The organism is Corynebacterium sp. ES2794-CONJ1 (genome assembly GCF_025660615.1).
Lineage (GTDB): Bacteria > Actinomycetota > Actinomycetes > Mycobacteriales > Mycobacteriaceae > Corynebacterium.
Genome location: NZ_JAOTIM010000005.1, coordinates 1 through 15,932 on the forward strand (window position 1 = coordinate 1; position 15,932 = coordinate 15,932).

Sequence of the window (15,932 nt, forward strand, 5' to 3'; positions counted from 1 at the left end):
CGTCGGGGACTTCCCGCGGATTGAATTCCTCCGGTGGGGCGGGTTCGTCTCAGTCGGGTTCTCAAGGGCGTGGGTTTGTTCCGATGATGAATCAGGCCCAGCCTGGTGAGGATCAAGGGCGGAAGCAAAAGCGTCGGATTAGTAATCCGGTTGAGCGTGAGGGGAACCTTCGGGATCTTCTTGGTGATCCCCCGGTTGTGATCCCTAAGGTAATCGGTGAGTGGATCAGAGACGAGGACACCAACTAACACCAACCAGAAAATATTTTCCGATCCCTAAGTATCACCCAAATTCGCGCACCCCAATTGGTATCAGCAACATACACACGGGCTCAGTCGACTAGCGCCGACGAGTTGTGAAACCGCGTAATTTACACCTCCTTGAGGCCAGGCGTTTTAGTACCAACAAAACTCTTCGTCACCGACGATTCTCGCTCGGCTATGAGGTTTCGACATAACCAGCTCTCTAGCGAGTTTTTCAAAACCCATATGACTGGATGGAACCTGTCCATCCCTTGGCTGTTATCAAATGGATCAGAAGAATCCCTTTTTACGAATGGTAGATACTGCCGATTATTCTGGTGCCTACAGGTGCGCACCTACAGCCAGCCTTCATCGTCCCATCATGAGAGAACTCATTAGTTTGATCAGCACCGAACGAGGAAGGGGAACCTTCCACTTGCGGGTGATTCATCTTTCCAGCGTAGAAAGTAAAGTAACCGAAACCTTCCCCACGCTCATATACTAAAGAGAATGTATTTCTTCATCAGCCTCACCGCAAATCTTGTAGGGGCAATTTTTGCGGGAGTGCAATTTGCCCGAATCTGCACCAGTCTCACCGATGGAGGAGATAAAGATAGTGATCTCCCCCTCCTCCTGGCTTACGCACTCCTAGCCTTTAATATTCCATTTTTGAGCCCAGTGTCACAGAACTCAGAGGCTACAGTATCTTTATTTATCACCCTCACTGCTATTTCTACGCTTGTGGTGAGTCGCTCAACAAAATAGGCGTCACTGGGCATGGCGTTTACCCAATATTCGCAGAGTCATTTTTCAGCGAATCTAATAATAGTTGCAGGCCAAGACGCCTGATTCAAAGTCTCTTCAGAAGAACACATACCCAAATGCGAGAAAGTTTTTCGGCTACCGACTCCAAAGGAAGACCCCTCACTAGCCCCAGTGATATTACGTAATAGAATCCGAAAGCTTAACTTGGGCGCACTCTGGTGTTTTACAGTCGCTCCCTGAATAAGTCATCTTTTGAAGGGACCTTCCTACTCCTGTCAATACAGCTTTACTCTGCCATCGTGGCTACATTAATTGGCCACAATAAGCGAAAGCGCCCATCCAAATAGCCGCTTATCTACATGTGGCAATATCTGAATACGTGTCCTAGTAATTGTTTAGTGACTCATCTGGATACACGACTCGAGGTTGGTGCAAATCTGGCAAGGATGGGCGCAAGGCTACACGGTTAGCTTTTATTAGACTATGTGGCAGTTTTGAGGATATCTTATAAAAAAGACAACTCTTATGGAAAGTGTGCTTTTGGCATCAAATAGAATGATTGTTGCTATATAAACCCCCAAAATTATCTCTCATCATATTCTACATTGGAGTATTTCTCATGTGCTGAGCGGCAGGAACCTTTCCAAGAGGATTTCCATTTCTTTTTTGGGGTTATAACTTTAGCCCGATCCTTAGCAGCATTCCGAACTTTCTTAAGTTTGTTTTCTACATTTGTTGGATGCGTTAATTTACCAACAGCTTGGGCTCCAATAAGGAAAGATGCTAAATCAGCCAGAAAAGCTGGCCAGAACTGTTTTAGCATGTCAGATAGATAATTTTCGAAGTTCAGTAAGCTAAAGTTAGGCATTCTATTCAACCATAGATAAACGCTTATCCCAACAACAAACAATAAACAGATAAGAAGTAGAACTCCATTCTTAAAGAGTCGATCTCGCCGTTCTTCTTTTAAGCGCGTATTAGCAAATACATATTCTTCAGCTAAGTCATTAATATTAGTCAATTCCTGAATTTTCGTTATATTTCGCCCCATAGATATATGATTGCCATTACCAATATTTCCTATGTAGTTTCCATAATTGTCCCTCATCATTGCTCCTAATAACTGGATATACACTCTTTATAACTTATGCTATCGCTCTCGGTAAGTATTGATTATTATTCCCCCTATCTACCTCAATAGTTTTATATGCCTAATATATTTACTATACGAAGTGAACTCTTGAAAGGCAACTACTATCGTCTTACAATTTCAAAGTGCGGCTGTCTTTGAGCGTGAAGGCGATATTCCCGGTTTCGCGGGCGGTGGCGAGATCTATGAGTGTGTTCTTGGCTTCCTCACTGCAGTCCACGACCGGGTACTTGGTGCGGTAGACGTGAACTTGTTTTGTGCAGTGTTGGCGTTGGTAGATGTGGTGGATGTCTACTAAATCTGTTTATTTCATTCACTGTGGTGTTCATAGTCGGCTTAAAACTTCTCAATATCTTGTTTGGTAGGTGTCTTGGTCTAGAAGTTGGGAGGCATTAATAGTTATGAGTTGGTTTAGGTGCGTAAGGATCGCGTCACGGACGAAGGCTTCCGAAGCTAGTTATTCCTCTAGCTTCGCGGAGTGACAAGCTTGCGCAATGATCAGGTTCGGGGATTCTTGGCTTCGTGGTGGCGCGAGCCTGGTTATGACACCAGTGAATGTGTCTTGAATTTTTTTACCGCTTCGATGAGGTGTGGCACAGCCTGTGGAGTGTTCCTATTTATTGTTATATCGCCAAATATATCGGCGGTGTCTGCTGGTGGAGTGCCAGATCTTTGCGTCCACACCAACTCCCGCGCGGCCCGACTTGCGGTCTCGTGCCGGCCCAGTTCCCACGTGGCAGGGTCGATGATAGGTTCGTGGTTACTTGAGACGTAGTACTGGGGTATTTAACCTTAGTTAGTCTTGATGGTTTTGGGCAGGAGGTCCGTGGTGAAGATTTTCTGCAGTAGTGCGTAGCTTTGGTATTTCTCGTTAGTATCGAACGTGATGCAAAACTGTGTCACGTTCCTAAATTTCTACTGCTATATGAACTTCACCATAGAAAATAGCATCAGTGTATGGGGCTAAATCCACTTAACGAGTAACTCTGAAATAAGCCTAGACATTTTGACCCACTACTCCATTTCAGTTCCTGCATCACTCGACCCAGTCACTACGAATCTCGACCCCCTCACCGATATCTTCCATGGCGTAGGCGCTACTCTGATCGAGTTGAATACGACGTAACTGAGGTCGTGTATAAAGGCACTTAGTGCCTCATGGAACTATTCACCAGGCTGAAAACGCGATAGCTTCCTCTACATACTCCACGACAACACGCTGAGCATACAAGATGAGTGCGAACTACTGCCTTCCCCAGGAATAGATACAAACGTCAAATCGAACTCAAAGGTCTAATATTTCGTCCGAATATCTATACCTAAACATTTTCAACAAATCTCGCGAGTTCGGATCAAGAACTCCCCTGATTTCAGTATTCACAGCTTCTCATCCATTAGCTACAACTACCAATGCCACGTCTATATCACAAGAAAACCTTTGAGCGCCGCGTATTTCCAATGAAAATACGACCCTCAAGGGGGCTATCTCCCGCCCGAATTTTGTATCTGGATGCGTATTTAGTGGAGCCGCCTGTGGGAATCGAACCCACGACCTTTTCATTACGAGTGAAACGCTCTACCGACTGAGCTAAGGCGGCGCAAACGAGCTCTCTTCCACAACGGGAAGTAGCTCTTAGTCCACGCGGTGATTCTACATGATAACTGTGCAGATTTTCCAAATCGCTTATTAGCTCACCTTGGCAGCGATCCTCAGTCGCCCCACCATCGCATCCAGCGCAGCCTCGGGGCGCACATTGAAGCTAAAAGCCTCACGGCATTTCTGGATTCCATCGAGCGAAGCGATCAGCCCTTCAACTCCAATGGCGGAAAGCTCTCTAGCAAGCCCTTCCATATCGGGGTGGATGGGATCGATGGGGGAATGAGAGGCGATCATTAAAGCGTCGCGGTAGAGACCCATGAGATCTACTAGTTGCATATCCAGCACATCGCGAATGGCGCGCGTTTCACGCTTCTTTTGTTTTGCTTCAAGTTCCTTGATGTGGGAGGCTGCGCCCCCGAGTGCTTTGTGCGCCCCTTTTCCTTTGGCTCCCATACCAAGGGCGAGCCGCAGTTTATCAATCTCGCGCTCGTTTTCGGGCGCGAGGTTATCTATGGCAAATTTTTTCGCGCTTTTTACGATATCAGTCACTGCTTGGAAAGCTTGATCCCCGTGGCCTATGAGTTCGGCGAGGTTGAGGATCGCGTATCTGCGTTCTCTGGTTTTTTCGTCCCGGGCTAAGTGTCTGGCGCGACCAATATGGTGGCCACTGGCTGCCGCGGCGAGGTGCGCGACCTCGGTAGGGATGCCGTCTCGTATGAGAATCGCAGCCACTTCATCGCGGGTGGGCTGGGGGACGTAGATATGCCGCGAGCGGGAGAAGAGGGTGGGAATAATATCGTCAGGCGACGGTGCGCATAAAATGATGACGGTACGAGCGGGTGGTTCTTCGACAGTTTTGAGCAGCGCGTTGGCGGATTGTTCGGTCAGCCGGTCGGCGTCGTCAAGAATCACAATACGCCACCGCCCCACGGTGGGAAGCCCTGCTGCTGGTTCGATGACCTCGCGGCGCATCATCTCCACACCAATGGAGAGTTCACGCGGGACAATATGGACAACATCGGTGTGGGCGTCGCGCCCCACTTTTGTACACGCTTCGCAGCGGCCACAACCTGGTACGGGACCGGTGCATTCGAGAGCGGCGGCAAAAGCGAGGGCTGCAACCGAACGCCCCGAGCCCGGTGGGCCGGTAAATAGCCACGCATGGGTCATGGCACTAGAGGCGGAACCTGCACGTGCGGCTGCTGCAGCACGGCATAGTTCCTCAGCAACGCGTGCATTAATGCCGAGTTGATTAAAGATATCGGGTACTGAAGAGTCGGTCACGCTTCCCAGCGTATTAGCATTATCAACTTTTCGTTGGGTGCCACGGGTTCAAGGCGGTTAAAGTTAGGGCCATGGAAAAAATGTGGGGATTCGTGTCCTGGCTGGCCAAGACTTCGTGGCCCCTATATACGGCCACGATCATTAGTTCGAACCTGTTAGCCGCTATAGGCATTATGGCTTTTGTTAATGTGCTGCTGCCGGTGGATAGTTTCGATATTTTAGCCCAGGCTCCACACATGGAACCCATTGGGTCTTTGCTGCTAATCACGGCGGTCACCACAGGAACGATCGCGACCTTTATCCTCTTCCGCCCCATCTTTGACTGGCAGCGTGATCCGGATCGCCACGATCCAAATATGGTACGCAATCTAGTCATGCGCATACCCTTTTATCAAACTGCTATTTGTGTGCTTTTTTGGGCGCTAGGAACGGCGATCATGGGCTTTTTCTCCGCCCGCACCTCCCCCAAATTAGCTGTCGTCTTAGTAGTTTCCATGCTGTTTACCACGCTCATGGCGGCGATGTTTACCTACCTGGAATCGGAACGGATCGTGCGCCCGATTGCGGCAGCAGCCATGGCACGTCGTTTTGAAGATTCCACACTGGAACCGCCGATTAAATTCCGTTTACGATTGACGTGGGCACTTACTTCTGCGATCCCTATATTGGGAATTCTATTGCTTTTAGTAGGCCACCGTTATGGGTATTTCCTGGGGCGCTTGGATGCTCTTATTCCAGCGATTGCAGCTTTGGCTATTGCGGCATTAACAGCCGGATTTTTGGGAACCACGTTGGTTATCATGAGCGTGGTGGATCCAATTGTGGAACTCAAAGCCGCTATTAATAAGGTGCGCCACGGAGATACGGATGTTCAAGTAGATATTTATGATGGCTCCGAAATCGGTTCCTTACAGGCGGGCTTTAACGAAATGATGCGGGGGCTCAAAGAACGTCAACGAGTCCGCGATATTTTTGGCCGCTATGTTGGTATTGAGGTAGCCAGACGCGCTTTGGAGGAGCGGCCGGAATTAGGTGGAGAGAATCGCGAAGTGGCGGTGCTTTTTGTCGACGTTATCGGTTCGACAACCTTTGCGGTAGATAATGATCCCCAAGAGGTCGTTGAGGAATTAAATCGATTCTTCGAACATGTGGTGGAGGTGGTGCACCGCAATAAGGGGTTTATCAATAAATTTCAGGGCGACGCTGCACTCGCGGTCTTTGGAGCGCCCTTGGCCTTATCGGATTATGCTGGTCACGCTTTGCAAGCGGCTCGAGAACTGCGTCAAGGTTTAAAAGGGATGCGACTCGAGGCTGGTATTGGGGTGACGGCTGGAACCGTAGTGGCCGGCCATATTGGAGGTCAGAACCGTTTTGAATACACCGTTATCGGCGATGCTGTTAACGCGGCGGCACGCCTAACGGAGATTGCCAAGGATACCCCTGGAGCGGTTATTACCAACGCGGCAACTTTAAGATTAGCCAATGAAGCTGAGCAGGCGCGGTGGACCTTAATGAAATCGGTGGAGTTGCGCGGGCGCAATGCCATGACGCAATTAGCGCGCCCAATTAGGCCGACATTGGCTGACCGATCCTAGTTGCGGGTGACCTCGTTATACCGACTCGCAATACCTACTTCTTACAATCATGAGATAGTAGGGTTTGTCACATTTTTCAGCAAAGAGTTTACAGTGTTCTCGCCGCGGATATATTTCTAAACACCCTCCAAGCACTGCCAAAGGCTCAATCTCGTCGCTGCCGATTAACCCGTTGTCCTTATATCTGTGAATGTATACACAAATAGACAATCTGATAGGTATAGCTTAGGATTTTCGATATCAATCGCCGATTTTGGGGCTTATTTTCGCAAGAAGATGGAGGTCGCTCCGAGATTTACTAGCACCGTTTTTGCTCGCGTCTTGGTGTCAGCACTTTCCTTTGCAGCTACGAAATTGGAGATTGTTTTCTCAACAGTTTCCACACCCTCACTTCAGGTAGCAGAAAGGCGGACGCGTGTCTTTTACTCATACACAGACCTCTCGTGATGTCCGCGAATTAACAATTCGCTCCATCATTCTCGGTGGTCTTATAACTCTCATTTTTACTGCGGCCAATGTTTATTTAGGCCTCAAGGTTGGTATTACTTTCGCTACCTCTATCCCAGCTGCCGTCATCTCCATGGCTGTGCTGCGCCGATTCGCCGATCACTCGGTGGTAGAAAATAATATTGTCCAGACTATCGCTTCCGCAGCAGGCACGCTCTCGGCCATTATCTTCGTCCTCCCTGGTTTAGTCATGATCGGTTTCTGGTCTGGATTCCCTTATTTCACCACCGCCGCCGTCTGCGCCCTCGGCGGCACGTTAGGCGTGATGTACTCCATTCCTTTGCGCCGCGCTCTCGTTACCGGCTCAGACCTGCCGTATCCCGAAGGAGTGGCGGCCGCTGAGGTGCTCAAGGTTGGCGATAGCAGCGCCGATGGATCGGCTGCAGCTGAAAACCAGCAGGGATTGAAAGTAATCATCGCCGGCGGTTTGGCCTCGGCAGGATTTGCTCTCTTAGCAGCCATGAAAGCAGTTGTTGGTGGGGTTTCCTATCCTTTTAGGGTTTTTGCTGGCGGCACCATGATCGGCGGTTCCTTTTCGCTAGCCCTTATCGGCGTGGGCCACCTAGTGGGTGTTGGTGTAGGTGTGGCCATGATTGCGGGGCTCCTGATTTCTTATGGCGTCCTTTTGCCATATTTCTCGGCCGCAAGTATAACCTCCGGCACAGAGCTTGCCACCGCTGTGAGCACCACCTTTGGTACCGAAGTGCGCTTTATTGGTGCTGGCACCATGGCAGTAGCCGCGGTGTGGACACTCGCTAAAATCATCGGCCCCATCATTAAAGGCATCAAGGAATCCATCTCCTCCTCTCAGCTGCGGCATAGTGGCCAGGAGGTGCCTATTACTGAGCGCGATATTCCTTTTAAGATCGTTGTTGGCGTTATTTTAGCTTCGATGCTGCCCATCGGTGCTCTTTTATATCTCTTCGTTAATGTCACCGAGATCGCCCATCACACCACCACCCTGGTGCTGCTGAGTATTCTCTTCGTCCTGCTCATCGGATTGCTGGTGGCTTCGGTCTGCGGGTATATGGCGGGTCTGATCGGTGCCTCCAACTCCCCTATCTCGGGCGTCGGTATCATCGTGGTTTTGGCTGCTGCGCTGCTCATTAAGGCCGTAACCGGCGATGAGGCTGATAGTAATGCGCTCGCGCTGGTGGCCTATACGCTCTTTACATCCGCTGTGGTCTTTGGCATGGCTACGATTGCCAACGACAATTTGCAAGACCTCAAGACCGGCCAACTCGTCGGCGCTACCCCCTGGAAGCAGCAGGTAGCCCTAGTAATCGGTGTGCTGTTCGGCTCTTTGGTAATCCCCCTTGTGCTCGAGCTTATGCTCTCTGGCTTCGGCTTTGTGGGTATGGAAGGTGCGGGGGAGAATGCCCTCGCCGCACCCCAGGCTTCCCTCTTATCGTCGGTTGCCAACGGAATCTTAGGTAGCTCCCTTGACTGGTCACGGATCGGTCTGGGTGCCCTAATCGGTGTCGTTGTCATTATTATCGACGAGACTTTGCGGAAAACTACTCAGGCCCGCTATACCCTCCCCCCACTAGCTGTGGGTATGGGCATGTACCTCCCAATCGCCTTGACGCTGATTATTCCAATTGGCGCCTTCTTGGGTCGTGCTTATAACCACTGGGCCGATAAACAAAATAATCCTGAGTTCTCCAAACGCATGGGTACTCTTCTGGCCACGGGACTTATTGTGGGCGAATCCCTCTTTGGTGTCCTTAATGCGGGCATCATTGGCGCCACTGGCTCCGAGGAGCCTCTGGCCCTCTTCGACTTCGGCGAGGCCACCAAGCTCATCGGTATTATCGTCTTCGCTGGCCTTGTAGCGGGCTTGTACCGCCATGTAAAGATGCTCAGTTCGAAAGTTTAAAGCGATAAAAATCCCCCTCAAGAACACTGCGGGTACCTTGAGGGGGATTTTTTATGCCTGCGTCTTCTTTGTCATCCATAGGCTGCCCAGCGCAGCAAGGTTAAACCCGATCAAGACACCAATCGCGAGAATAACAGCAGCCTGCGATCCAGAGTTTCCAAGTGCTACCAGCGCAGCCGTGGGATAGTGTACTGGGAATAGCGCACTCAGTGCCATCCAGGTACTGTGAGTTTCGTTGATAGCGGCGAGATGCCAGGCCCAGCCCACCACAGCGATCTGCCCGACTGCTATAACCAGGCTCAGAATCTGGGCCACAACGTCGCTAAAGTAACGGGATAGCACCATCCCAGCCATCATTGATGCCAGGGAAACGAGGCCGAGGATGAGCGCGACCATCGCACTATCTCCCACGGAGGCTCCGGTCGTGAGAGTATGGAACGAAATGGCTCCGACAAGAGAAATCAGAACTGTAGTTAAGGCCATTATCACCCTATGATTGCGGCTAGCAAGCGCGGAGCCGAGCAGGATGAGCGCTGCGATTAGAAAACCATACATGGGGGCTAGGGCTTTGGTAATACCCTGCTCCTCTGCCTGCTCAGTTCCTACTGGGGCAATAGGCATAGCGCGTTGTACGGCTCCTATGCGATCTTTGGTTAGATTGGCCATATCATTAATCCGAGCGGCCCCGCCCTTTAGCTGCTCGACTGCTTGGAGGGCTTCACCTGCCCCATTTTCTAACTGGACGAGCCCATCGGCTAATTCCTTGGAGCCCTTGGTGGCGGTATAGACGCCGTCATGATAGGCAAATCCTGGGGCAGCTAGCTGATTAGCTACCTCTCGCGATCCGTCGCGCAATTTTTCCAACTGACCTTTGAGAGCTGGGTCAATCTGGAAAGTCATGGCGCGCTCTCGAAGGTCTTTGAGGTTGCCTTTTAAAGCTATTACTTCAGGATCCTTCGAGTCCTCGATTTGGGCTAGATAGTTATCGAGGGCGCTAATGATTTGCCCGCGCACTACTTCAAAGCCGACCACCTGGTTCACGGCCTGTTCCACACCATTAGCAACGTCGGTGGCCCCAGCGCCAAGGCTACCGGTGGCATTTTGCAATTCCACCAAACCTTGGCTCAGCTGTTGGGAGCCTTCCCGTGCTCGGCGAATTGGATCCTCTATATCCGCGGTGGCGCCGTCAATCGCTGCGGTGGCATCGACGAGTTCTTTCGTGCCGCCTATCAGGAAGCCGGCCTGGGAGTTTGCTTCGCCTGCCGCTCGTCGGGCTTGGATAAGAGCCGAATCGTCGACGGCTTGCGGGGCTCCTGATTTTTCCTCACCCCGCGACCACGAATCAGCAGGGTCAATGCCCTGGAGGACGGTAAAGATCGCTCCGACCACGAGGGGGAGGCTTAAGAGGAGGATAGCGATAATACGCTGGAGGGTTTGTGAGATACGACGCTGGCTCATAGTTCTCTACGGTATCGGGGGCAGCGCAGGTGGTGGCTAAGGCACACCGTCCATCCTACTGAAAGATCTACTCAAGAATTATTTACGATCCACTGAGAACCCCCGAGTAACTCCCGCAAGATCCATCTATCAAGCTCTGTTACGTTCATTACACTTTAGAGTATTAAGGCGTGTGGGTCACTAGTAGTTTGATTCACAAAAATAGCGCACTAGCACGACCTTTAGGGCACTCTGGTAAGGTTTACACGGTTGGTAAATAGTCCCTTCAAGTTAATGAAAGCAGGCACCCTGATATAAGAGCACCGCACAGCCGATAGATGATGTGCTATACCGCAATCGTTTCTCTAGGTGGATGAATAATTGCGGCGACAGTGCGCTTCGGCCGCGAGATCTTAGAAGGGGGTGTCAACTCCTTGGTACCTTGGTGTACCTTGGGGGTGAGATTTAAGCCTCGTGTCTTTAATTGTTATTCCACTACTGTCGGCGTTAGGCGTTGCCGCGGCACCTGTGTTGGTGAGGATACTCGACCGCCGTGCCGGCTGGCCGCTCGCTGCCCTTTTTATTGCGGCAGCAGCGCTTTTGGTACCGCACCTCGATGCCATCTTCTCCGGTAACGCCCTCGAATATAGTTATACTTGGATTCCCAATCTTTTGGGTTCCGGCATTGATATTAACCTAGCGTTGCGAGCTGATTCCCTTAGCGTTTTCTTCGCACTGCTTGCGCTGTGCATCGGTGCAGTCGTCTTCATTTATTCATCTGGATACCTTTCTAATGGTGAAGGCAACACCAGCTTCTACACCATCATGACAGCATTTATGACCTCGATCTTGCTGCTGGTATTCGCCAATGATGCGTTTGTGTTATTTATCGCTTGGGAATTAGTGTCCCTAGCCTCCTTCATGCTGATCGCCCGCTCCGGCGGCGCCGGTGGCGAGAAGGGCTCCCAGCGCACCCTGATTCTTACCTTTATCGGTGGGCTCACCCTGCTAGTAGCCATGGCCATCGCCGCAACTCAAGCCGGAACCACATCGATCTCAGGTATTTTGGCTTCTCCCTTCTGGGCGGAAAAGCCGACGATGACCATGGTATTGGCGGTGCTTATTGCGATTTCTGCTTTTACAAAATCCGCTCAGCTCCCCTTCCACTTCTGGCTTCCGGAAGCTATGGCCGCAGCTACTCCTGTTTCGGCATTTCTTCACGCGGCGGCTGTGGTTAAGGCCGGCATTTACGTTCTGATGCGTTTTTCTGCGGTATTCCATGAGGTTCTTATGTGGAATTATCTGCTCATTATCGTCGGTATGACCACGGCCGTTGTGTCCTCGTTCTTTGCTATTCAAAAGACGGACCTGAAGAAGCTTACGGCCTATTCCACGGTCTCCCACCTCGGCTGGATTGTAGCCACAATCGGTGTAGGTACACCCTTTGCTTTGGCTGCGGCTTTGGTGCACACCTTGGCGCACGCGCTGTTCAAGTCTTCCCTCTTTATGCTCATTGGCGTGGTAGACCACCAGACGGGAACCCGCGATTCCCAGCGTCTCGGCTCCTGTTGGCGCAATCTGCCCTTTACATTCACCTCAGTGGTGATTGCTGCGAGCTCCATGGCTGCTCTTCCTCCGACCTTCGGCTTTATCTCAAAAGAAGGCATGTTGGCAGCCTTTGAAGAAGCACCCTTTGCAAACTGGGGAGTCGTACTGCTTCTCATCGCTGCCGCCATCGGCGCATTCTTCACCTTTACTTATTCCGCACGCATTGTCTTCGATGGCTTCATCGATGGCGAGCGAGATATGAGCGCGGTCAAAGAAGCAAAGCTTTCCCTATGGCTACCAGCGGCTCTCCCCGGCCTGCTCTCTCTACCTCTCGTAGTAGTCGTAGCAGCTCTCGATCGTCCGATCGCCGCCGCGGTAGGTACTATTAGCACCGCCCCTGACCTGCATTTAAGCCTGTGGCACGGGATTAATATCCCGCTGATCATCTCCATCGTGGTTCTAGTGGCGAGCTTCATCGGCGTGTACTACCGTCACGCAATCTGGGCGCTTATGACGCACCGCGAAAGCCTGCCATTTAGCGGCAATGATCTGCTGCAACGATTTAATCAAGGGGCCAGCACCGTGGGCAAAATCTTTGGCACCATGGCTGATCGTCTCTCCCCGGCGCGGCATTTGGCCTATGTCTTTGGCCTCATCATTCTCTTGGGCTCGGCAGTAACGATTCAGGGACTCATCAATGGCGGTATCGATTCGGTGGCTCTTCGTCCTCGTATTGAGGGCACCGATTCGCTGATTGATCTCATACCTTTGTTCATTATTGCCCTCAGCTTACTGGGATTGGTGCGGACCCGCCTGCGTCTTACTGCGGTCCTCCTCGTGGGTACCGCCGGTATTGGTGTGACCTTCCAGATGCTCATGCTTGGTGCCCCAGATGTGGCTCTTACCCAGTTCCTAGTTGAGGCACTGACCATTGTGATCATGATGTTGGTTATCCGGCAGCAGCCGGATAAATTCCATCCAACGAAGAAGCGTCGGCAAGTATTCGGAGCCCCCATTGCTATCGCCATGGGCATCATGACCTTCTTGGGTTCCTATATGCTTTTGGGCCGGCACGAGCGCAGCGAAATCGGCCTCTGGTATCTCAACGAAGCTCCCGGGATCACCGGCGGCGATAATGTTGTCAATACCATCTTGGTGGAGTTCCGTGCTCTCGATACCTTAGGAGAACTATCGGTATTAGGCATGGCTGCGGTTGTAATCGCCGCAGTTGTGACGTCGATGCCGCGCTACCCCTTCTACCCCGGTACCCACCCTGCGCCTTTCCGCCAGGCAACCGTGAACTCCATTCCACTGCGCACCCTACTGAAGGTTTTGGTTCCGGTGCTCTTGATCGTGAGTGTGCTCATTTTCTGGCGCGGACACAACCAACCTGGTGGTGGCTTTATTGCTGCCTTAGTGGCTGGCTGTGCCATGATGCTCATCTATATCAGCTATGCCCACGATCACCGTATTTTCCCTGTAGCTATGCCTGTGTATCTCACCGCATCGGGTGTGATTACCGCGGTTGTGGCAGGCTTTATTGGCCTTAGCCATGGTTCTTTCCTCTACGCCATTCACGGCCATATCGGCGATCAGCACCTCACCACGGCGCTCATTTTCGACGTCGGAGTGTACCTTGCGGTGATCGGCATGCTGTCTATGGCTATTAATGCCCTGGGAGGCTATTTGCGCCCGGGCATGGAATACCAAGAATTGAATTTCACGCGTGAGAAATCCCCTCTCTGGCAGCCCATGAAGGTTCCAGATTCCTTCCGTGATTTCGATCCTGAAGATCGCCACGCTGAAGAGGCTCCGGAACAGCACCGTATCGAAGAAGCAGCGCGCCGGGAGGCGGCTGCCTTGCAAGCTGATACGGATATGCACCAGGATGCCATTAACCAAGACGCCATCAACTCGGAAGAAGGGAAGCAGTAGTGATTCTCTCAGCTACCATCGCCATCCTTGCCGCAGGTGGTGTCTACCTGGTCCTGCAGCGCGGCATGTTGCGCATCATTTTGGGCATGACGCTTTTTAGCCATGCCACTAACCTGCTCATCGTCTCGGCTGGCGTGACTGCGTGGCGCGGGGAACCATTCCCGTCGATCACCGATCTCAGCGCCGCCGCTGACCCTCTCCCCCAGGCTTTTGTGCTCACGGCTATCGTGATCGCCATGGCCACCACCACCTTCATGCTCACTCTTGCTGGCGTGGGCCGCACGGATGATACCGAGGCCGAGATGATTAGCGACGAGGATTCGCCGCTGCAAACTCTCGGTCGTTCCACGACCACCGCTGAGGTGGCCGCCCACGAGGCGCATCAGGCAACTCGCCGCCGCGCCCCTTATCGCAGCCCCAAGAGCGCGAAGGGAGAAGATTTTTAATGGAATACGCGTATACTCTCCCACTCTTTGTGGGTATCCCCCTATTATTCGTCGGTCTGGCCGCGGTTATCCCGTGGCGCTTAGTCCGCGATGCTCTTATGCTCATCGTGCCTGTGGGCACCGGCCTAGCCGGATTGTGGCTTTATGCGCTGACCGCTAGCCACGGCGTGATCGCGCATTCTGTGGGCCTTTATATTGGCGGCGTAGCCATCCCATTTGTGGGTGATCAATTCTCTGCCCTGATGATTGTCACCACCTCCATTGTGGCGTTTGTAGCCAACTGGTTCTCGATTGTGGTTGGTGAAACTCGGGCTCGATTCTTTAATGCACTGTCTCTCATGCTGCTCACAGGAGTGATGGGTGCCCTTTTGACCGCAGATCTCTTCAACTTCTTCGTGTTCATCGAAGTCATGCTGCTGCCCTCCTATGGTCTGCTCGCCATGACTGGCACCTGGGCGCGCCTGTCAGCGGGGCGCACATTCGTCCTAGTGAACTTAGCAACCTCTACCATCCTGCTCGCCGGCGTGGCAGTGGTTTATGGCGTTGTGGGCACAGTCAATATAGCCGCCCTCCGTGGTGTGGCAGCCGGTCATGGTCCTGCCACCGTAGCCATGGGTATCGTTGTCATCGCTTTGGTGGTCAAGGCTGGTATCTTCCCTGTTCACACATGGTTGCCGCGTACCTATCCCGCTACCTCTGCGGGTGTGATGGCCCTCTTCTCCGGTCTGCATACCAAGGTGGCTGTCTATGCCCTCTTCCGGATATATACCGTGATCTTCGATCTCGATCAGCGTTGGGCCACTCTCATCATTGTGGTCGCTGTTGCCAGCATGGTGGTGGGTTCCTTCTCTGGTTTGGCGGAGAATACCATGCGCCGAGTGCTGTCCTATCAGATGGTTAATGGAATGCCTTTTATCTTGGTCACTCTCGCCTTTAGCGCTGGCCAAGCACGCATAGCCCTTGCTGCGGGCATTCTGTATATGGTGCACCATATGATCACTTTGGGCTCGCTGATTTTGACTGCAGGAGCTATTGAGGAAACGTATGGCAATAACTCCTTGCGCAAGCTCTCTGGCATTATGCACCGCGATCCACTGGTGGCCGCGGTCTTCGCAGCAGGCGCGTTTTCGGTTGTTGGCTTCCCTCCTTTCTCCGGTTTGTGGGGCAAACTCTATATCATGATCGCTGTGGCTCAAGCTGGTTCGGTTGCCGCATGGATCGTTCTCGCGGTGATGGTGATCGCCTCCTTCGCTGCTTTCCTGGCCATGCTGCGCGTGTGGCGCAAGGTCTTTTGGGGTGGGGTTATGAATAAATCCCGTATTCCTTCAACGTTGCGCGTACCTTTTAGGCGTATTGCTCCTGCGATGTCGATGATGGTGATCTCCTTGGCCATGTTCATTTTCGCCGGCCCTCTCGTGGGCGCGATCCACGATGCGGCCGCGCAACTTCTCGATACTGAGGCTTATGCCCAGGCGGTACTGATCAGCGATAAGGGTGCCCCGGTTGCGGTCGCCTCCGATTCCTTTATGCAGGCAGGACGGTAA

The 15,932-nt window shown here is 52.1% G+C and carries 9 protein-coding genes, 1 tRNA gene and 1 pseudogene; 7 read left to right on the forward strand and 4 right to left on the reverse strand.

Annotated features, from left to right (window positions below; translation table 11 throughout):
• Both N7326_RS07045 and N7326_RS07050 read left to right on the forward strand, forming a co-directional pair.
• Nucleotides 1-248, forward strand: a pseudogene (locus N7326_RS07045) (hypothetical protein); the annotation flags it as partial.
• Nucleotides 249-752: 504 nt separating this feature from the next.
• A complete protein-coding gene (locus N7326_RS07050) occupies nt 753-1,007 on the forward strand; it encodes a hypothetical protein (RefSeq protein WP_259079006.1) in 255 nt (84 codons plus the stop codon).
• 583 nt (nt 1,008-1,590) lie between these two features.
• Here the strand turns inward: N7326_RS07050 and N7326_RS07055 are convergent.
• The 3 genes from N7326_RS07055 to N7326_RS07065 all read right to left on the reverse strand — a co-directional run bounded on the left by N7326_RS07055 (nt 1,591) and on the right by N7326_RS07065 (nt 5,041).
• Complete coding sequence (locus N7326_RS07055) at nt 1,591-2,118, reverse strand: hypothetical protein (protein WP_263088351.1); 528 nt, start codon at nt 2,116-2,118, stop codon at nt 1,591-1,593.
• Between the two features lie 1,561 nt (nt 2,119-3,679).
• Nucleotides 3,680-3,755 (reverse strand) — tRNA-Thr (locus tag N7326_RS07060).
• Between the two features lie 89 nt (nt 3,756-3,844).
• On the reverse strand, nt 3,845-5,041 hold the full coding sequence (locus N7326_RS07065; RefSeq protein ID WP_263088352.1) for a DNA polymerase III subunit delta': 1,197 nt from the start codon (nt 5,039-5,041) through the stop codon (nt 3,845-3,847).
• Between the two features lie 71 nt (nt 5,042-5,112).
• Here N7326_RS07065 and N7326_RS07070 point away from each other — a divergent pair, with 71 nt between their 5' ends.
• Nucleotides 5,113-6,636: an adenylate/guanylate cyclase domain-containing protein gene (locus N7326_RS07070; RefSeq protein WP_259079038.1), complete on the forward strand. Its 1,524-nt coding sequence runs from the start codon at nt 5,113-5,115 to the stop codon at nt 6,634-6,636.
• 415 nt (nt 6,637-7,051) lie between these two features.
• Nucleotides 7,052-9,022: an OPT family oligopeptide transporter gene (locus tag N7326_RS07075; RefSeq protein WP_263088353.1), complete on the forward strand. Its 1,971-nt coding sequence runs from the start codon at nt 7,052-7,054 to the stop codon at nt 9,020-9,022.
• Nucleotides 9,023-9,073: 51 nt separating this feature from the next.
• Here the strand turns inward: N7326_RS07075 and N7326_RS07080 are convergent, their stop codons facing one another.
• The gene (locus tag N7326_RS07080) at nt 9,074-10,480 is read right to left on the reverse strand and encodes a hypothetical protein (protein ID WP_263088354.1); all 1,407 of its coding nucleotides are present in this window, start codon (nt 10,478-10,480) and stop codon (nt 9,074-9,076) included.
• A 453-nt stretch (nt 10,481-10,933) separates the two neighbouring features.
• On the opposite strand from N7326_RS07080, the gene N7326_RS07085 reads away from it, so the two are divergent.
• From N7326_RS07085 to N7326_RS07095, 3 genes are read left to right on the forward strand one after another with little or no spacing between them, the layout of a single operon-like run.
• Nucleotides 10,934-13,942, forward strand: a complete 3,009-nt coding sequence (locus tag N7326_RS07085; protein ID WP_259079044.1) for a DUF4040 family protein — start codon at nt 10,934-10,936, stop codon at nt 13,940-13,942.
• Nucleotides 13,942-14,388 (forward strand): cation:proton antiporter subunit C, encoded by a 447-nt coding sequence (locus N7326_RS07090; protein WP_259079046.1) that lies wholly within the window; start codon nt 13,942-13,944, stop codon nt 14,386-14,388. The genes N7326_RS07085 and N7326_RS07090 overlap by 1 nt, the downstream gene beginning before the upstream one ends.
• Nucleotides 14,388-15,932, forward strand: a complete 1,545-nt coding sequence (locus N7326_RS07095; RefSeq protein ID WP_259289579.1) for a monovalent cation/H+ antiporter subunit D family protein — start codon at nt 14,388-14,390, stop codon at nt 15,930-15,932. The genes N7326_RS07090 and N7326_RS07095 overlap by 1 nt, the downstream gene beginning before the upstream one ends.